The organism is Thermogemmatispora onikobensis (genome assembly GCF_001748285.1).
Lineage (GTDB): Bacteria > Chloroflexota > Ktedonobacteria > Ktedonobacterales > Ktedonobacteraceae > Thermogemmatispora > Thermogemmatispora onikobensis.
On sequence record NZ_BDGT01000006.1, the window covers coordinates 163,405 to 181,822 of the forward strand.

Below are 18,418 nucleotides of genomic sequence, written 5' to 3' on the forward strand. Positions count from 1 at the left end.
CCTTCTGCACACTCCTGTTATCTCGTGCCTGTCCGCAGAAGTGTCCGCATATAGAGCACGATGAACAGCAGCGTAATAGCTGTCAGTACCACGGCGATCGTCGAGCCATAGCCGAAATCGCCGAACTGCTGAATCTGTAAGTAGATATACAGGCCGAGATTCTGCGTCGCGTTGCCCGGGCCGCCGTTGGTAAAGGCGCTAATCAGGTCGAAGGCCTGCAGTGACTCAATAGTGCGCAGGATCAGCGTCACCAGCAACACCGGACGCAGCAGTGGCAGAGTGACACGCCAGAGGATCTGCCAGCGTGAAGCCCCATCAACGCGCGCCGCCTCATAGACCTCCTCTGGGATGCCCTGTAGTCCTGCCAGGACCAGCAGGGCCACCAGGGAATTCGCCTTCCAGATGGCCAGCACATAGATGAGCAGCGTCGCCAGCTGAGCGGAACCCAACCAGACGATCGGGTGCGTTGGGTTCAAGAGGCCCAGGTGTTCCAGCAGACTATTAATCAGGCCGTACTGGTCGTTAAACATATAGGCCCAGATCACCGAGTTCGTGGCGGTAGGAATGGCCCAGGGAAAGAGAATAGCGGCCCGTGCCAGCCAGCGCCCATGAAAACGGCGATTGGCAAACAGCGCCAGGGCCGTCCCGCACAGCATCTGGCCACAGACCGTCACGAGGCTATAGAGTAGCGAAAAACGCAGAGCGCTCCAAAACTGCTCATCATGGAGCAGACGTAGATAGTTGGCCAGGCCCGCGCTCGTCGTACCCAGGCCGAATGAGCCTCCCTGCTGAAACGAAAACCAGAGCGTGCTCAGCACGGGATAGACACCGAGAGCCAGCAGCGCCAGCACGACTGGCAGCAGCATCAGCCAGGCTAGCCGCTCCTCGCGGCGCTCCAAGGGGCCGCGAGGGCTGCTTTCTCTGGCTTCCAACAGCGGTGCCCCGATCGTGGTCATAAAGGCAGGCCGCTGGGGACTCCTGGCTGAGGCCAGGAAAGGAAGGCGGCTCTCTTCTTGCTGTTCGCATGGGGTTGTCGCTTGATCGCTCGCCATCTCAGTCTCCCTCATGCTCCCCTCACTCCTCGTGAGGCCAAAGGCACTGGCCGCCGCTTCGCAACGGCTTCGCCTCCTACCACGGGGGTGAGTCCATAAAGCCAGCCAAAGCGCTGGACTGTCCTGGGGGACAGTGGGCTGCTGTCAACCAGCCCTGAAGCCAGAAAGCCTTGACGAAGACAATGCCTTCTGGCGTACCTATGGGCGCAGTGGTTGGGAAAAGAAAGGGGAGAAGCCGGCCTGACGGATGGCCTTCCCCTTCTTCCCTGCCGGCGCTGGCTCCCTCAAGTCAGCGTAGCCACCTGCGCCTGAACGCTGTTGAGGGCTTCGCTCGGGCTGGCCTGATTGCTCAGCACGGAGTTGATCGCCGCCTGCAGCGGGGTCGTAAACTGGTTATAGTTCTTCAGTGTCGGACGGTTCTGGCCGCTGTTCAAAATGCTGCCGATCTGCTTAAAGTAAGGCACCTTGGCCTGGACCGAGGCATCGCTGACCACATCGGGACGGCTGGGAATCAAGCCCGCGTTGAGGGCCATTGAGGTCTGCGTCTCCTTGCTTAGCATATAGTCGATGAAGGTCCAGGCGGCATCTTTATACTGCGAATTGGCGTTGATGGCCAGCACCCAGCCGCCGGTGCAGCCGTGGCCACTGTGCCCACTGGTTGCTAGCGTTGGTGCGACCCCCACCTTCCCGGCCACTTTTGAGCGCGAAGGGGTATTGGCGATAGCGTAGGCGAAGACCCAGTTGCGCATAAACGGTGCCTTGCCCTGGCTGAAGAGAGCCAAAATATCGTTAGGGACATAGGTTGACGTGCCCGTAGGAGCCAGGCGGAACTTGTAGATCAAGTCATGCATATACTGTAGGGCATCGACCTGGAGCGCGCCATTGACCTGGAGCTTGCCCGAATCGCCAATCGAGCCACCAGCGCCCCAGAGGAACTCTAGCCACTCGTCAACAATGGCCTCGATCTTCTTCCCCGGCATCAGATAGCCATAGCTGATACCTTGTGAGGATTCTGCTGCCAGGATGCGCTCAGCCATTGTCTGCATTTCTTCTCGGGTTTGGGGCACATTCCCGCCATACTTCTCAACCAGATCGGTGCGGTAATAGAGCATGCCGATATCCATAAAGCGCTGGATACCATAGAGATGGCCATTGACCCGCCCCACGGTGCGTGCACTTGGCCAGAACTGGCTCAAATAGCTGGAGGAAACGTACTGATCGATGGGGGCCAGCCAGCCGGGGAGGGCGAACTGCGCAGGCCAGGTCACATCGATCTGGACCACATCGGGCGTGGCTGACTGGGCGCGGAAGGCATTGACAAACTTACTGTACTGGTCGGTTGCCACCGACGGCAGCTCGACATAATCGACGTGGATCTTGCCGGCATGCAAGTCATTGAAACGCTTGATCTCCGCCGTCTGCTCACCGGTGGTATCCACCAGCGCTGCGAACTGGATGGTCACAGGGCCGCTTGTGGAGGCTGGGGCACCGCCGCCACAGGCAGCCAGCCAGGAGCCAAGGGCGGTCACCCCAAGGCTAGCCTTGACCCCCTGGCTGAGCAACCTGCGTCGGGTGAGCCTGGGGCTGCTCACCCGGTTTGGCTCTGCCTCAAGCCGGGAATCGGAACCAGCCGCTGGTCCCGTCTCAGATCGTACATACTGCATCTGCAGAGCATCCTCATTGATTGCCATGTGACATACCGACCTTTCCGTTGTGCTAAGAGCAAGACAAGTCATGGGGATCAGTGCTTGGCAATAGCCCGGCATGGGTGCTGGGCAGCCAGCTCCTCGGCCTGCCCCGACTGACTCCCACCTCTCCTCTCACCGGTCGCTCTCTCGCTCAGCCCTGGCGCAACTGGCTAGAGCGCGACCTGCTCAATCTCCAGCAGCTCTGCCAGAGCCTCAAGCGCCGCTGCCTGATGGCCCGCGACAAAAGCAACGTGGTGCTCCCAACCGCCTTCAATGAGCGTATCGAGCACCTGGCGAGCATCGCAGCCAGGACGAAACACTGCCGTGTTGCCCGCAAAGCGGTTGACCGGTTCATCAAGAAGCTCGCCCTCGACATACAGCAGGCGATAGCCGCGAGGACCAACGCCAAGACGGGCCAGTGTAGCCGGTCCAGGACCAATAGCGAAGTTGCCGGCCACCCCGATCCGACGGTTGCAATGGACGGTGAGCGGGATCTCCTCACCCGGGCGGGCCAGACAGGCGGGAGCATTGCCGCAGTGCCAGAGCGAGATCGTGCTGGCCTCCTCATTGAGTGCCACGACATCGGCCAGCAACGGGGCGGCTCCACTCAACCACTGCAGGATCAACAACGTGACGGCCCCGTGAAGATCGGCTTCGCAGGCGCAGATAAAACCGTCGTCTGCCAGACGGCCAAGGGTGGCGCAGGGCATCAGACCGAAGTCCTGGGGAAACTCTGGCCAGCAACGCACGGCCAGCCCATCAAACCGCTGCTCCAGGAGCAGCGTGCGGAGCGCGACATAGGCGGCTCCAAAACGCTGAACCTCGTCCTGGTTGAGAGCGGACAACCCTGACGAGCGCCTCTCTGTTGCAGCAATCGCAGCGGCCACGGCGCTGACTGGGGCCTCGCGCGCGGCCTGGAAGACGCCTTTGAGGTCGAAGCGGCTCACGCTGGTGCCGATGACGCTTCTCAATTCCAGCTCATCGAATTGACAGCCGTAGAAGCCCGTAGGAGCCTCGCCAACGAGGGCGAGACGACTCGTACGCAGGCGCCTGCGCGTTGCGGCGGCGCGCGCCAGGGCCTGAAGCGGCTCAAACAGGTCGGCCTCACCGGGATCGCCGTAGAGATAGCGCACAACCCGTCCTGTTTTGCGCAAGGCGTGGGCCGCCAAATGGACACCGCAGAGCGAGTTGAGCCAGAGCCGATCACCAGGAGACCCCGGCTCACGCAAGGCCCACAGACAAACGGGTGCGGAGATATGCGAGGCCAGCTCAACGGCCATGCTGGCGTCGCTGAAGGTCGCACACAGCAAAACGAGCACATCAGGGGCCTGCTCCTGGAGGCGGATCGCCTGCTGGCGTGCCGCCTGGGCTTCCATCAGCAGGCTGCTGTCGCCGTAGACCGGCCACCCTTCTTGTTGCAGGGCCGCCAGAGCCTTCTCCGCCATCGATCTGGCGTACTCAACCGCGAAAGTAGGGCGCGCAATGCTGGCAAAGGCCAGCGCCGGTAGCGGTGCTTCTCGTCGATTCTCGCTATTCCCATTCACGTGCTTTGTCCTTTGCTCACTCGACCTGGAAAGACGGTGGCTTTTCCCCCTCGTTGGTTAGCGCTCTCGTCCGGCAGCCCGTAGTACCAGGGCTTCAAGAGCCACACTGGCGGCTCCAACTAGGCCGGCGTCTTCGCCAAAAGTGGGAGCGACAAGCTCTACTGATTCTTCTCTGGTCAGAAAGGCTCGCTGGTGGAGCGAGACACTGACGGCAGAGAAGAAGAAATCACCGGCCTCGGCGATCGCCCCGTGCAAGACGATGCGGCTCGGATTCAAAATGTCGGTCAGCGTCGAAAGGGCAATCCCCAGCGATTCGCCGCAAATGCGGACAACGGCGCGGGCCGCTTCATCTCCCTGGCGCGCAAGAGCCGCCAGCCGCCGCACGGCTTCCTTGGGACTGGCTGCCTCCTCGGGGAGAGCCAGGCCCTGCAGACTGGCCAGGCGCACGATGGCCGGCTCGGCGGCAATGGTCTCCAGGCAGCCACGGTTGCCACAGGCACAACGTTCGCCTTGCGGGTCGACGGTGATGTGGCCGATCTCGCCGGCGCTGCCGTGTGCCCCCCGATAGGGATAGCCGTTGACGATCAGGCCAGAGCCGATGCCGGTGCCGACATAGACGAAAGCGAAGTCGGGCCAGAAACGCCCCTGGCCGAGCAGCGCCTCGCCCAGCGCCATTGCGCGCACATTGTTTTCGATTGCCACCGGGCAGCTCAGCTGCTCAGCCAGCAGATCCCCCAGCGGGACCTTTTCCCAGCCTAGACGCGGCGCCCGCTTGACCAGGCCCCGCTCGCTGTCGACCAGGCCAACGACGCCCGCCCCCACACCCATAAGAGCGGCTTTCGTATATCCGTTGTCGGCCAGCAGATCGGCTAGCTGCTGGCCGATCAGAGTAACCGTCTCGTCAGGACTGAGAGGGTGCGGAGTGCTCACCAGGTTGCGCGCCAGCACGCGCCCGCGTAGAGTGCACAGCGCCAGACGTAGCGCGCTCACTCCCTGGTGTACTGCTCCAATGAGGGGACCATCGTCCGGCAAATCAAGCAGAATAGCGCTCGCCCCCACTCGCTTGCCTGGCGCTGGTCCGACCTCTCTCAATAGCCCGTCCTCGATCAGCTCGCGCGTAATGTGGCTGATAGCAGCCGCGGTCAGACCCGTGCGGTGCGCCAGATCGATCCGCGCCAGCGGCCCTTCCCGTAAGATGATGCGCAGGGCCTGCTCCCGGTTGACCTCGCGTAGCCCGTGCCGCGTCAGACTGGTGGTCATCGCTCCTCCTCTCGCCACGTCTTAAATTGATTTAGTTAATTAATTTGACGCCTTGTCCAAGACTATACCCGGCGATGACAACCCTGTCAAGGGGGAGGCGTCAGCCTGAAAGCGAAAGGTGATGAGGATAGCCGATGTGCGAAAGACTGAGTGGAGGAGCGGCCAGCCGCTGGCAAGCGGTGCGAGAGCCGCAGCCCTTGACAGTCCGCTGCTCGGTGACTATACTCCTCATCGTGTGGTCATACCTCCTACCTCTCGAATTGAGGAGGTAAAGAGAGGACCCCAGGAGAGTCTGGCGGCCTCAGAAGCCGTCAATCCCTCCGAAGAAGAGAAAAACAAGCGGGGAGCGTTTGTATGAGCCAGGCTGACAGCCAGGCCCTGGAGGAGCGACGCGGCGCGTCGGCGGCGCCTGGTTTTCTTATTCACAACGAAGGCGACCATGTCGCTGTTGCCGTTCAAGATGTGCAGCCGGGTCGCCATCTTGCTGTCTACATGGACAGCGAGCGCGAGATCACCATCAGCGTTTTGGAAGCCATCCCTCTGGGGCACAAAGTAGCCCTCTGCGACCTGGACGAGGGGCAAGCGGTGATCGAATATAGTTTGCCGATCGGGCTGGCGCGCCGACCTATTCAGGCCGGGCAGCATATCCACACTCACAACATCAGGAGCGCGCGATGGCAGAACAGCATTTAAGCGGTTACCGTCGTCCTGACGGTCGTGTAGGCATTCGTAACCACGTCGTTATTTTGCCCGTTGACGACCTCTCCAACGCCGTCTGCGAGGCCGTGGCGCGCACGGTACCCGGAACGCTGGCCCTGCCCCATGCCTATGGGCGATTGCAGTACGGTGCCGACCTGGAGCTGACCTTTCGCACCCTGGCGGGGACCGGGGCCAACCCGAACGTCGCGGCGGTAGTTGTCATTGGGATCGAGCCGAACTGGACCCAGCGCATTGTTGAAGGTATCGCTCCCAGCGGCAAGCCGGTTGAAGGCTTCTCCATCGAGCGTTTTGGCGACCTCAAGACCCTGGAGAGAGCCGCGCGCGTGGCACAGCTCATGCTGCAGGACGCCTCAGAGCTGCGCCGGGAGCCGCTGGCGCGCGAAGAAGTGGTCATCAGCATCAAGTGTGGCGAGTCCGACACCACCACCGGGCTGGCCTCCTGTCCGACGGTGGCCCAGGTCGTTGATCGCCATGTCCAGGCGGGGGGCACGGTCATCTTCGGCGAGACCTCCGAGCTGACGGGCGGCGAGCATCTGATCGCTCAGCGCTGCATTGACGAGGCGGTGCGGGCCCGCTTCCAGGCCATGTATGAGGACTACATTCGCGAGATCGAGGCCAGTGGTGCCAACCTGCTGGGATCGCAGCCGACGCAGGGCAATATCCGCGGTGGTCTGAGCACCATCGAGGAGAAGGCACTCGGCAATATTGCCAAGACCGGCACCGTGCCAGTAGCAGATGCCCTGGAGCCGGCCCAGGCCCCGACCAGGCGCGGACTCAATTTCATGGACTCTTCTTCGGCGGCTGCTGAGTTCATCACCCTGATGGGGGCAGCGGGCGCCGTTCTGCATTTGTTCCCCACGGGGCAAGGCAATATCGTCGGCCATCCGATTGTGCCTGTCATCAAGATTACGGCCAATCCCTTGACGGCGGAAACGATGGCCGAGCACATCGATCTCGACGTCTCGGGGCTGCTCCGGCGCGAGTATGGCCTGCGTGAGGCGGGGGACCGTCTGATGGCCCTCATTGATCGCACGATCAATGGCCGTCTGACCTGCGCTGAAGCCCTGGGCCATCGTGAATTTGTCTTGACAAAACTCTATCGCAGTGCCTGAGCCGGCCCGCTGATTGAACCTGGTCAAAAGGAACGCATTGCTACAGCGAACGGAACAGAAGGACGATCTATCGCTATGGCTGATCACAGTTTTTCGAGGCCCGCCTCATTCTACATTCGGGGAGAGTGGTGCCCTCCCGCTGAGGGCAGCCTGCGGGAGGTCCGCAATCCTGCCGATGGCTCGCTGGTAGCGGCCATTGGCTATGGCAGCCGGGCTGAGGCGCTGGCGGCGGCTAATGCGGCCCAGGAAGCCTTTCCGGCCTGGGCGGGCCTACCGGCGCGGGCGCGGGCCGACCTGCTCTTGCAGGCCAGTCGCTTGCTACAGGAGCGAGCTGAGGGCATCGGCTACCTGCTGGCTTTAGAATCGGGCAAGCGCTTACCGGAGGCCGTTGCTGAGGTGCGCTTTGCGGTGGAATATCTGCGCTGGTTCGCCGAGCAGGTGCGGCGCCCGGAGGGTGAGCTGCTGCGTCCTGAGACTCCTCAGCGGCGGCAGCTCACCCTCCGGCAGCCCTGTGGGGTGGCGCTCTGCTTAACGCCCTGGAACTTCCCGGTCTCGATTCAGGCGCGCAAAATCGCTGCTGCCCTGGCTGCCGGCTGCACCATCGTCTCGCGTCCCTCGGAGAAAGCGCCGCTGGCCGTCATTGAACTCTTCCGCTGCCTGCACGAGGCGGGTCTGCCGCCTGGAGTGGCCAATCTGGTCCACGGGCCGGCGGCAGAGATCACTGCGACCTTGCTGCAGCATCCTGCTGTGCGTGTCGTCAGCTTCACCGGTTCGACCGAGGTTGGGCGCCAGATTCTGCGTCAGGCGGCGGAGCGGGTGGTTCGTCCCCTGTTGGAGCTGGGAGGCAACGCCCCCTTTATCGTCTTCGCCGATGCCGACCTGGAGCGCGCGGTTGAGGGGGCCATGCTGGCGAAGTTCCGCAACAACGGGCAATCGTGCATCGCGGCCAATCGCTTTTTCGTGGAGGCATCGATCTTTGCTGAATTTGTCGAGCGCTTCGCGGCCCGCATCAACGCCATGCGTGTCGGCAATCCCGTTCAAGAGCCGATACCTGATCTCGGCCCTGTGATCGACGAGCAACGTCAGCACGCCCTCACCAGGCTGGTGGAGGAGGCTCAAGCGCAGGGGGCCCGCGTTGTCACCGAAGCGGTGACAGTTCCTGCCCAGGGAAGCTTCGTCGTGCCGACCCTCCTGGTCGATCTCCCTGTCGAAAGTGCGCTTGCCCAGGAGGAGATCTTCGGTCCTGTCGCGCTCGTTTTCCCGTTCGAGACGGAAGAGGAGGTCATTGAGCGAGCAAATGCTGGAGAGATGGGCTTAGCGGCCTATTTCTACACGCGCCAGCTTGAGCGATCCTGGCGTGTGGCGGAAGCCCTGGAAGCGGGGATCATTGGATTGAATGCGCCTTTGCCATCGGTGGCCTATGCCCCGATGGGCGGCCTCAAGCAGAGCGGCCTGGGGCGTGAAGGCTCGCATGAGGGCCTTGATGAGTTTCAAGAGATCAAATATCTCTGCTGTGAGTGGTGAGCTCCTGCTGGCAGCCTCGACCAAAGGAGGAAGCACGGTGTTGATTGTTGTCAGCGAGTGGCTGGCCTCGCCTGGCCCTGAATTGCTGGCGGCCTCGGGCCACACGATTTGCCTTGATCCCGTGCTCTGGCGTGATCCTGAGCGTCTGCGGGAGCTCGTGGCCGAAGCTGAGGCGCTCATTGTGCGCAATCAGACGCGGGTCACGGCCTCCCTCGTAGAGGCGGCGCCGCGCCTGCGAGTGGTTGGGCGCCTGGGTGTGGGACTCGATAACATCGACCTGGAGGCACTGCGATCTCGCGGGATCGAGCTGGTGACGGCGCGCCAGGCCAACGCCATCGCTGTCGCCGAGTATGTCATGGCGGCCATGCTGCAGGTGGCGCGCAACCTGGCGGCAGCGGATGCCAGTGTGCGGGCCGGCAAGTGGGAGCGGGAGCAGCTCGGAGGAACAGAGCTGTGGGGGCGTACCCTGGGCCTGGTTGGTGTAGGGGAGATTGGAAGGCGTGTGGCCAGGCGCGCTCTGGCCTTTGGGATGGGCGTGATCGGCTATGATCCCTTTATCGGTCCCTACGACTATGCACCGGCGGAGCTAGGGATTCGTCTGCTCCCGCTCGCCGAGGTACTGGCGCAGGCCGATGTCGTGAGCGTGCATGTGCCTCTCTCGCCGGAGACCTATCATCTGCTTGATGCCTCTCGGCTGGCTCAGATGCGCTCCCAGGCTGTTCTGATCAATACGTCGCGTGGTGGCATTGTCGATGAAAACGCGCTGGTCGAGGCGCTCGCCGCGGGACGGCTACGTTATGCCGTGCTGGATGTCACTGAGGAGGAGCCGCTGCCGGCGGAGAGTCCTTTGCGCTCCTGTCCTTCTGTGCTGCTCACGCCACATATCGCTGGTCTAACGGCGGAGGCCCAGGAACGAACCTCGCGCCTGGTAGTGACGGAGGTCCTGCAGCGCTTAGCCGGCCTCTCAGTCGGATAAGCAGGCGAGAACATGGCTGCGATTCGCCTGAGAGGTGGTCTCTCCGCTAAGGGGGGAAGTTTCTGTCGCGAAAGGAGGGACAACAATGGCAGATACGGCTGGCGCGGCGCCAGCTCTGGTGAAGGCCGCGGAGCTGGAGCGGTTTGCCACGGCTGTCATGGAGGCCGTCGGTCTGCCAGGTGCTGACGCACGCACGGTAGCCTGGGCCCTGGTGACGGCCAACCTAGAAGGAATCGATACGCACGGAGTTTCTCGTCTGGCTCTCTATGCGCGGCGGGTCCGCGCCGGTCTGGCTGCCGCCCGTCCCCGGTTGCGCTGGAGTCATCCGGCGCCGGCGGTGGCCCTGCTCGATGCGGATAACGCACTCGGCCCGGTGGCTGCCGTGGCGGCGATGGACGAGGCTGTGCGTCTGGCCCGCAGCCAGGGGAGCGGCATGGTGGCGGTCGCCCATACCAATCACGCGGCGGCGCTCTCGGCCTATGTTGAGCGCGCGACCGAGGCTGACTGTCTGGCGCTGATGGTCTGTAATACGCCGCCGGCCATGCCGCCCTGGGGTGGGCGCCGGGCTTTTCTCGGCACCAATCCGCTGGCGTTTGCTGCGCCCGGGGCTGTGCCCGGAGAGCCGCCAGTGGTGATCGATATGGCGACAACCGTTGTGGCACGTGGTAATATTATCATGGCCGCTCGTAAGGGGCGTGCGATCCCCGAGGGGTGGGCCGTTGACGCTGAGGGGTGCTCTACGACGGATGCTCAGGCCGCGCTGGCCGGGGCTGTGCTGCCGATGGCTGGCCCCAAGGGCTATGCGCTGGCCCTGATGATCGAGATCCTCTCGGCGATCGTGCCGGGCTCAAGTTGGGGACCACATGTACGCTCGCCGTATGAGGACTGGACGAGACCGACCGACGCGGGCCTCTGGTGCCTGGCGCTCTCTCTGCCGGCGCTGATGCCCCTGGAGATCTATCAGCAGCGCCTGGGGGGCCTGCTGGGGGCGCTCCAGCAGGAGCCTGCTGCCCCCGGCGAGGAGATCCGCATCCCTGGGGCGCGGCGAGCGGCGACACGGGCCCAGCGCCTGGCTCAGGGCATTCCCCTTGATTCGGCGACACACGCCGAGCTGGCTGCACTGAGTGCGGAGCTTGGCGTCAGGCCACCTGTCTGGAGCACACCGTAGAGCAATGGGTGTCTTTCAACCAGTACAAGATGATCATCGCAGCCTGGAGGGGCGCATCGTTTCCTATATTCGTGACCTGGTCGAGCAGGGTGTACTGACGCCTGGCGAGCGCCTGCCGCCGGAGCGTGAGCTGGCTGCCCAGTTGCGGGTGAGCCGCACGGCGCTGCGGGAGGCGCTGCATACGCTGGCGGCCCTCGGCCTGGTGGAGGCGCGGCATGGTCGCGGAGTCTTTGTGGTTGGGGGATCGCTGCAGGCCACGGCGCAGCGCCTATCGCTGGCTCTGGAGGCTCGCGAGACGGAAGAGGAAAGCGTGGCGCGCGTTCGTCAGCTCTTCGAGATTCGCCGGGTACTGGAGGGGGCGGCAGCCGAGTGGGCGGCCCTGCGTGCGCAACCGGAGCAGATTGCAGAAATGCAGACCGTCCTCGCCAAAGATCGCGCCCTCCGCACCGCTGAGGAGGTTGACCGGGCGCTCATCAGCGAGCTGGATGGGCAACTCCACGCCTTGATTGCTGCCAGTACGGCCAATCGCCTGCTGGTCTTGCTCATGGCTTCCCTGCTTGATGAGCTGGCGACGGCGCGCAGTCGCAGCCTGGCCTTGCCGGAGCGCATCAGGCGCTCGCTCGAACAGCATACGGCCATCGTGGAGGCGATCGCTGCTCGTGATCCGCAGGCAGCCCGCGCAGCTATGATTGCTCATCTCGACGATGTTGAGCAGGCTATCGTCCACAGTCTGAAGGCCCAGGGCAGCGGCAATCAGCAAGAGCGGCAGGCGACCCAAGATCAGAACCAGCTCACTCAGACGCAGGACGAGTGAAGCCTATCTACGCGACTGAGGGGCGAACCTGATCGCATCGAGCCAGTTGCTCCAACTTGTGCATCGGGATCAGCCGACGAGAGGTCAGCACCATGATTTGATAGGTAAGACCTCTGTTGCCTCTACCTCCTCTTTCTCTCCGTCAGATTCCCAGAGGAAACTACAGGAGACTATGGCTCTTCTGGCAGTTCGTACCAGCGCACACGTTCGCCGATGATGGCCCGCCAACGCCAGCGCCAGCCTTTGCGAGTGGCTTCGATCGCCTCCTGCAGCTGCAGGAGGCGATTATGCAGTAGCGTCAGCGTATCATTCCTCTCGACCAAAAGAGCAGCGCGTTCTCTTAAGACAGAGAGATTCGTCGTCACAGTCTTCCAGAGGCCCCAGTCGCGGGCGAGCAGGGTGGCAATGCGACTGACATTCAACAGGCCCGGTTCATCGTGTGCCCCCCAGGGAGCGGCCAACATCAGGGCGAGCGCATCCCGCATATCTTTCTCCGTAAGCTCCACAATCTGAAGCTTCGTCAGTAAAAGATCTGCGAGCGGTAGCGTCACAGGCTGGAGGGCGAGGCGATCGGAGAGTGCAAGACGGTGGCACATCTGGAATTCATCAATGAATATATCCACTTTTTCGCCTTGAGCGAAATACATCAGGCGATAGCGGCCATGCAGCACGTTGAAGGCCTTATTCGGGAGGAAGCCCAGCTCTTCCAGCCACTGCTGCACACGGCGGCGTTGAGAGCTGGTCGTGAAGAGATCGAGATCGCCGGGCTGTCGGAGCAGAGAGGGGGGGACCTGGGCGCGCGCAGCATGGAACTGCACTGCATGCCCGCCGAGCAGCCGGGCGCCGATGTCAGGTCCCGTCATGAGGGTTTCTAGCAGCGTCTTCGACCAGTGGCTCGTTGGCAGACTCGTCTCCATTGCTGTTTGCTCCTGGCGAAGTAATCGAGAGCGTCAACAAAGCTTACTCTGGTGGAATTTCCTGGAAAACAAGATCGAGATCGATACCCTGGCGCGCGCGCAGCCAGCGCATTGCGGCATAGTAAAGGAAGCCGGACAGGAAGACTGCGATATTGATCAGAAGCATGGTTGGCTGTGCGAAACTGATACCCGAATTGGGGTCCAGAAGGAAAGCCCACTCGATGAGTAAGAGGCCCGCCACGCTGATCCCTCCTAGCACAGAGAGCAAGGGCAGGCGCCCCAGACGCCAGTTCACCGGTGAGGCCTCGAACATTTCCCGCTGCCGGAGCGGGAAGACAATGGCAGCGATCGAGGTCAAAAGGAAAGTAAACACCTGACCGAAGAAGCCGGCGATGGTCGCGAACGAAGGATCGTAGGCATAGACTGCCAGCAGCGCCAGGCCGAGCAGGCCCGAAAGCCCGATTGACCAGATCGGGGCATGCGTGCGCTCGCTGACCTCGGCCAGACGTGCGGGGGCCAGACCATCCAGGGCCCAGGCCATCAAATTGCGCGTCGTTGTCAGGATATAGATCGGCAGCCAGGCAAACGTCCAGAGAGCAAAGCCGACACCCATCAGCAATATCAGGAACAGATTATGGGTGAGCATCGTTGCAATTTCTGCGAACGTCGGAATAAAGCTCAGATGGAGTGCTGCCAGATCGGCGCTGTCCAAAGCGTGCCAGAAAGGCAGAGCGGCAGCATGCAAAGCAGCCCAGACCAGCAGCAGAATCCAGACAGTCGAGTAGATGAGTGAGCCTGGCATACCGAGCATCTGGGCGCGGTTCGCCCCTTTGATTTCGCCGCCGATATAGGCCGAGGCGATGCTGAAGCCGAGTACACTGAAAGGCCAGGTCATGCCAGCGATGGTTGACAGCCAGTTCAAGGAAGGAGAAGGGGAGCTTCCGGCATTCCTGAACAAGTAATGGTAGGTGTCACTCAGGCCAGTGAAGGGAGCCAGATAGCTATTGAAGGCAGTGACCAGGCTGTTGGCACGAAGGAGAAAGATCAGGCAGATCACTACCAGACCGGCAGAGGCGACAATAAATAGCCAGCGCTGCAGAGTCATATAGGTGTTGGTGCCGATCGAAAAGACGACCACGTAGACGAGAATCAGCAGGCCCCCTGTTAAGAAGACTCCGGTAGGAGTCGTGAACCAGTTGCCGATGGTCGCCAGCACTGGAGCGTGGAAATAGACACTCAGACTACGGCAGAGGGCGGAGATGCCGTACTTACCCAGGAAAGCCGCGGGCACGCCAATATAGAGAAAACTCCAAATCGTGTAATTCCAGTTGGCGACGAAGCCCCAGACCGGCGAGAGCGAGCGACTGACGTAGACATATTCGCCGCCCGAGCGTGGCATGGCGCTAGCGAACATGGCATAGATCAGGCTACAGGGCAGGACTGCTACGAAGCAGAGCAGCGTAGCCAGATACATGTTGGCACCGGGGTAAGCATCTGTCGGGAGGAAGAGGAACATGAAGGCCACCCCGATGGCAATGTTGATGAAGTTCACATTGTAGATGAAGACATCTGAGGCTTTGGCCTGGCGCACCAGCCCTGTTGCTTTACGGGAGAAAGTGCTGACCATAGGGGGACGCTCCTTCATATATACAGTCATCCAATCAACAGGGTGACCGTCATGCGGTCACCAGTTGATAGCCGGCCACGCGGTCCCGGGCGAGCTGAATGATTGCGCCATGTAGGACGCCTTCGCCATACTCGCTACCAGGATTCAAGCACAAGGTACGGCCCAGCTTACGGGCGCCGCGCGACTCGTGGACGTGCCCATGCAGTCCCAGCAATGGTTGATAGCGCTCAATTGTCCGGCGCACAGCCAGACTGCCCACTGGAGTCATCACTGTGTGACCGGCGCGTGTCACCACCTGCCCATCGCGGAGCAGAGGGGCATGATCCAGCCCTGAGCCATGAGGGGGAACATGCAAGGTGAAGATCGCGCGCTCTGGATGAGCCAACTGATCGGCGAGGCGGATGATCAGGGCTTCCAGCTCCTCCTCTGGCAGCTCGCGCGGGCTATCGAAAGGAGTACGATTGCTGTAGCCAACCACGATCATCTCGTGCTCGTCGTCCAGAGAAGTGACCTGCCCGTCAGCGTTCTTCACGTACTGTGTCTGTCCCAGAACGCGATCCACTATCCACTCATCATCGTTGCCCGGATTGATGAAACAGCGTACCCCCAGGCGCTGCAGGCGTTCCTCGGCGATGGTCAGCCAGCGTTCAAGCGTTTCCACTACTAGCCGTTCGAAGAGGGCGCTCTGTTTGGCTTTATCAGCCAGGATAGCCTCGTACTCATCCGGTTCCAGGCGTACGGGGTAGAAGCCATTGAAACGAATAGCCTTCTCCAAGGCTTGCAGCTCGTCGCTGGTCTCGGCCCGCTGAGTGCGCCCAAGGAAATTGGCCTCGTAGCCACCATCGCGGTGAAGAAGAGGCACCACGATCTTGCCAGTGATATCGCCGCCAAGGATGAGCACATGAGCTTTATAGAACTGAGCTGCGTTGAGGAACTTCAAGAAGCAGCGTTCCGAGCCGTGGATATCGCTCGCGTAGAAGATCCGCGTTCCGCGGGTCATCCTTCGCCTCCATTATCGAACGAATCATGCCATTGATCCTGGCCTGCAAAGCGGCAGGTGCAGGCTATCTCAGCGGCCTCCGACCTTGCCATGAACGACCATCGTAGCGATCACGTCGACAATGGCGCGTACCGCCATCAGGGCCGTCGTATCGCTGATATCGTAGGGAGGTGAGACCTCTACCACCTCCATGCCGCAGACACCTTCCCGGGCCACCAGTTGCAGCAGCTTCAAAGCCTCTCTGGGAAGGAAACCGCCTGGCTCTGGCCAGCCGGTACCGGGCACAAAACCGGCGTCGAGCGAATCGATATCGAAGCTTAAATAGACTGCCTTTGCTCCTTTCCAGGCCACCTCTAGCGCGATCTCGGCCACTTTCTCGATGCCCAGGCGCTCAACATCAGTAATGGTCAGAATTGTTGTTCCTCGCTCGCGTGCTACGGCGACCCCGGCGCGGGGGACCTGCCAGCCGCCAATGCCAATCTGAACCAGGTTTGAGGGGGGAGCATTGGGGATATTAGTTGCGTGGAACCAGGGTGTGGTGTGCATGCGCTCATCCATGTCCTTTTCCTGCGTGTCGACATGGCGGTCAAGGTGGATGATGCCGACGTTGCCTTCGATGTTCTCCGCTATTCCTCGCAGGCATGGATAGCCGATGGCATGATCGCCGCCCAGGATAATGGGCATGGTCCCTTTGCTCAGCACAAACGAGACGGCCTTGCTGATCTGGTCGAAGCTCTTTTCGATATTAGCCACTGTGAAGACATCGCCCAGATCGCAGATCTTGACCTGCTCGCGCAGATCAACGCCCAGCTCGTAGTTGTAGGTGGTGTAGAGCGCTGAGATGCGGCGAATGGCTTGCGGCCCAAAGCGAGTACCTGGTCGGTAAGTTGTGCCGATGTCAAAGGGTACACCCAGAACGGCGATGTCGTATCGATCCACCTCATGAACATTCTCGAGGAATGGCATCTTCAGAAATGTGTTGATGCCTGCCCAATGAGGTAGCTCCCCGCGACTGAAGCAGGAGATCGTTCGATCCTCGATGCTCTGGGCCGCTTCTAACCCCAGAGCAATGGCCCGGCTTATCTCCGCCTCACTACGGGCTTGGGGTAACTTTGCCTCCGCCTGGGCTGCGATATACCCCTCAAAATCTTCCCGGCTGAAGGAGGCATCCTTGCTTTCCCGATGGCTAAGGCCGTGATTGTGAAAGAAGCTCATAGAACCAGTTCCCTCCCTAGACGTGGCCGCTCGTGATCGGTTAACGGCGCACCTTTTTCATGTCCAAAGTCGAGGTCAGCTCGTTGTCCCTTTACAGCCCGGCGCTCTGGCCCAGACCCATCTGGCCAGTCCCTGCTGGCAATAAAGAGGAAGCCGGCAAGTGCAAAGCACAGCGTCGAGGACACTCGCCTTCTCGACCGGTAGACAGGCGAGAAAAGAGCGCTCTCTCTTGCGGTGATCGGCCAAAAGGAGCACGCTCTTTATTTCCTCATTCATCTAAGTGGTTGCTGGCTTGCCGGTGGGAGAGGCTGATCAACTCTGACAGCGATGCTTTCCCGCGCGAGGTCCGTTGTTTAGGACAAAATGCACAGATTGGGCGCCGTTGCTCCCTCTATAGAGAGTATAAGAAGAAAGTGAGGCCAGAGACTATAGCCACTTTGCCGAGGATCTGCAGCTGGGTTTTGGGCAGTATGTACAATGCCGCTCCGGCGGGCCTGGAGGAAATGAGTGATGTCACTGGCCATGAGTGCTGACCCGGGCTGCCTCTTCATCTCCCCCTTTCAGCTGGTGTGAAGCAGGGACCCTGGCTTGCTGACAGCCTGGTATCGATCCTAGATCACTTTGCCCCTGTCTGCATAACAGAAGAAAGAGGATAGCCAGAAGAGGGACCGTACTCTCAGCAAGCGCTAAAGGAGACGTTGCAATCTGACAGGCAGCAGAGCCGTCTTCGGCGAGAATGCTATGTCTGCCTGCTCCTGCTCCTGCTCTGCCCGGACTCCCTCCGTGCTGCTCTGGCGAGTGAGGTTCTTCAACATGTGGGGAAGAAGACTCATGCTTATCCTGATTCGTCTACTTGCAGCTCTCCTCGGCAACTGGAGGAGGCGGGGAAGGCTGTATCAACGGGGCTACCGGCAGTCCGTGATGGCCCTCCTGGTCGATGGAGAGAATATCGGACCAGAGTGGGCGGCGGCCATCGTGGCCAAAGCCTGCCAGTTTGGATGCCCAGCCATCCGGCGCGTCTATGGGGATTGGACTACGAGCTACATGGCTTCATGGCGAGCCATCGCGGAGTGCTATGGCTTCCAGCAGGTTCAGGTTCCGCGAGCCGTGATCGGCAAGAATGCCGTTGATCTCGCGCTGACGGTCGACGCTATGGATCTCCTCTTTGAAGGATTGTGCAGCTTCTGTCTGGTGAGTAGCGATAGCGACTATGCGCCCCTGGTCAGGCGTCTGCGCGAGGCGGGCTGTTTTGTACTGGGCATTGGCCGGCCACCGGTCCCCCAGCTGCTTTGCGAAGCCTGCCACGTTTTTATCACCACTGATCAGCTGCATCGGCTGCAGGTACTCAGGGCCGGGACGGCGCCAGTTCAGGAGGACCGGACCACCACCAGCGAGCAGCCAGCACCTGCGGAAGAGCCGTCCCTGCCCCTGCCCCTGCCCCAGGCTGCTGCCGGGGAGGGCCAGCGGACCGGGACGCTGCCCAGAGAGCTGTTGCTGTCGGCCTATCGAGAAGCCACCCAGGTGAGCAAGCGCCATGATGGCTGGGTGAGCGAGTCCCAGCTCGGGCAACACCTGCACAAACAGGTGGCCCAGTTCAAACCCAAAACCTACGGCTTTCGCTCGCTGAGGGAGCTGCTAGAGCAGGCACGAGCCGAGGGCCTCTTTGAGATTCAGCGCAGTGATAGCAAGCAGTGGTATGTGTATGCGCCGATCTCTGCCACCTCAATGCCCCAGGAACCGGAATGGCCTGCTCCGGCGCCGTAGCGTTGGCCGATCGGGCGTTTCCGGCTGTCGGAAGGAG

Annotated in this window: 15 protein-coding genes; 7 read left to right on the forward strand and 8 right to left on the reverse strand. The window is 61.4% G+C overall.

Annotated elements, in window-relative coordinates; translation table 11 throughout:
• Positions 1 to 17: 17 nt before the first annotated feature.
• The 4 genes from BGC09_RS04565 to BGC09_RS04580 form a co-directional block, all read right to left on the reverse strand.
• The gene (locus BGC09_RS04565) at positions 18 to 1,067 is read right to left on the reverse strand and encodes a carbohydrate ABC transporter permease (protein ID WP_084657939.1); all 1,050 of its coding nucleotides are present in this window, start codon (positions 1,065 to 1,067) and stop codon (positions 18 to 20) included.
• A gap of 269 nt (positions 1,068 to 1,336) precedes the next feature.
• Positions 1,337 to 2,743 carry an ABC transporter substrate-binding protein gene (locus BGC09_RS04570; RefSeq protein WP_069802542.1) on the reverse strand — a complete coding sequence of 469 codons (1,407 nt, stop codon included), beginning with the start codon at positions 2,741 to 2,743 and terminating at the stop codon, positions 1,337 to 1,339.
• 167 nt (positions 2,744 to 2,910) lie between these two features.
• On the reverse strand, positions 2,911 to 4,284 hold the full coding sequence (locus BGC09_RS04575) for a hypothetical protein (RefSeq protein WP_069802544.1): 1,374 nt from the start codon (positions 4,282 to 4,284) through the stop codon (positions 2,911 to 2,913).
• Between the two features lie 57 nt (positions 4,285 to 4,341).
• Complete coding sequence (locus tag BGC09_RS04580; protein ID WP_069802546.1) at positions 4,342 to 5,544, reverse strand: ROK family transcriptional regulator; 1,203 nt, start codon at positions 5,542 to 5,544, stop codon at positions 4,342 to 4,344.
• Positions 5,545 to 5,898: 354 nt separating this feature from the next.
• Between BGC09_RS04580 and BGC09_RS04585 the strand changes: the two genes are divergently transcribed.
• The 6 genes from BGC09_RS04585 (at position 5,899) to BGC09_RS04610 (ending at position 11,858) form a co-directional block, all read left to right on the forward strand.
• Positions 5,899 to 6,237 carry a UxaA family hydrolase gene (locus tag BGC09_RS04585; protein ID WP_069802548.1) on the forward strand — a complete coding sequence of 113 codons (339 nt, stop codon included), beginning with the start codon at positions 5,899 to 5,901 and terminating at the stop codon, positions 6,235 to 6,237.
• Positions 6,219 to 7,376, forward strand: coding sequence for a UxaA family hydrolase (locus BGC09_RS04590; RefSeq protein ID WP_069802549.1), 1,158 nt, complete (start codon positions 6,219 to 6,221; stop codon positions 7,374 to 7,376). The genes BGC09_RS04585 and BGC09_RS04590 overlap by 19 nt, the downstream gene beginning before the upstream one ends.
• A 75-nt stretch (positions 7,377 to 7,451) precedes the next feature.
• Complete coding sequence (locus tag BGC09_RS04595) at positions 7,452 to 8,900, forward strand: NAD-dependent succinate-semialdehyde dehydrogenase (protein ID WP_084657941.1); 1,449 nt, start codon at positions 7,452 to 7,454, stop codon at positions 8,898 to 8,900.
• Between the two features lie 37 nt (positions 8,901 to 8,937).
• The gene (locus BGC09_RS04600) at positions 8,938 to 9,876 is read left to right on the forward strand and encodes a hydroxyacid dehydrogenase (RefSeq protein WP_218103961.1); all 939 of its coding nucleotides are present in this window, start codon (positions 8,938 to 8,940) and stop codon (positions 9,874 to 9,876) included.
• An 85-nt stretch (positions 9,877 to 9,961) separates the two neighbouring features.
• The gene (locus BGC09_RS04605; RefSeq protein WP_069802551.1) at positions 9,962 to 11,044 is read left to right on the forward strand and encodes an Ldh family oxidoreductase; all 1,083 of its coding nucleotides are present in this window, start codon (positions 9,962 to 9,964) and stop codon (positions 11,042 to 11,044) included.
• Positions 11,045 to 11,048: 4 nt separating this feature from the next.
• Positions 11,049 to 11,858 carry a FadR/GntR family transcriptional regulator gene (locus BGC09_RS04610; protein WP_069802553.1) on the forward strand — a complete coding sequence of 270 codons (810 nt, stop codon included), beginning with the start codon at positions 11,049 to 11,051 and terminating at the stop codon, positions 11,856 to 11,858.
• A gap of 170 nt (positions 11,859 to 12,028) precedes the next feature.
• Here the strand turns inward: BGC09_RS04610 and BGC09_RS04615 are convergent, their stop codons facing one another.
• The 4 genes from BGC09_RS04615 to BGC09_RS04630 form a co-directional block, all read right to left on the reverse strand.
• The gene (locus BGC09_RS04615; RefSeq protein ID WP_084657942.1) at positions 12,029 to 12,775 is read right to left on the reverse strand and encodes a hypothetical protein; all 747 of its coding nucleotides are present in this window, start codon (positions 12,773 to 12,775) and stop codon (positions 12,029 to 12,031) included.
• Positions 12,776 to 12,818: 43 nt separating this feature from the next.
• The gene (locus tag BGC09_RS04620; protein ID WP_176728838.1) at positions 12,819 to 14,402 is read right to left on the reverse strand and encodes an APC family permease; all 1,584 of its coding nucleotides are present in this window, start codon (positions 14,400 to 14,402) and stop codon (positions 12,819 to 12,821) included.
• A 49-nt stretch (positions 14,403 to 14,451) separates the two neighbouring features.
• A complete protein-coding gene (locus BGC09_RS04625) occupies positions 14,452 to 15,402 on the reverse strand; it encodes a metallophosphoesterase family protein (protein ID WP_069802557.1) in 951 nt (316 codons plus the stop codon).
• 69 nt (positions 15,403 to 15,471) lie between these two features.
• On the reverse strand, positions 15,472 to 16,617 hold the full coding sequence (locus BGC09_RS04630; protein ID WP_069802559.1) for an agmatinase family protein: 1,146 nt from the start codon (positions 16,615 to 16,617) through the stop codon (positions 15,472 to 15,474).
• Positions 16,618 to 17,448: 831 nt separating this feature from the next.
• Here BGC09_RS04630 and BGC09_RS04635 point away from each other — a divergent pair.
• Positions 17,449 to 18,381: an NYN domain-containing protein gene (locus BGC09_RS04635; protein ID WP_176728839.1), complete on the forward strand. Its 933-nt coding sequence runs from the start codon at positions 17,449 to 17,451 to the stop codon at positions 18,379 to 18,381.
• The last annotated feature ends 37 nt before the right edge of the window (positions 18,382 to 18,418 follow it).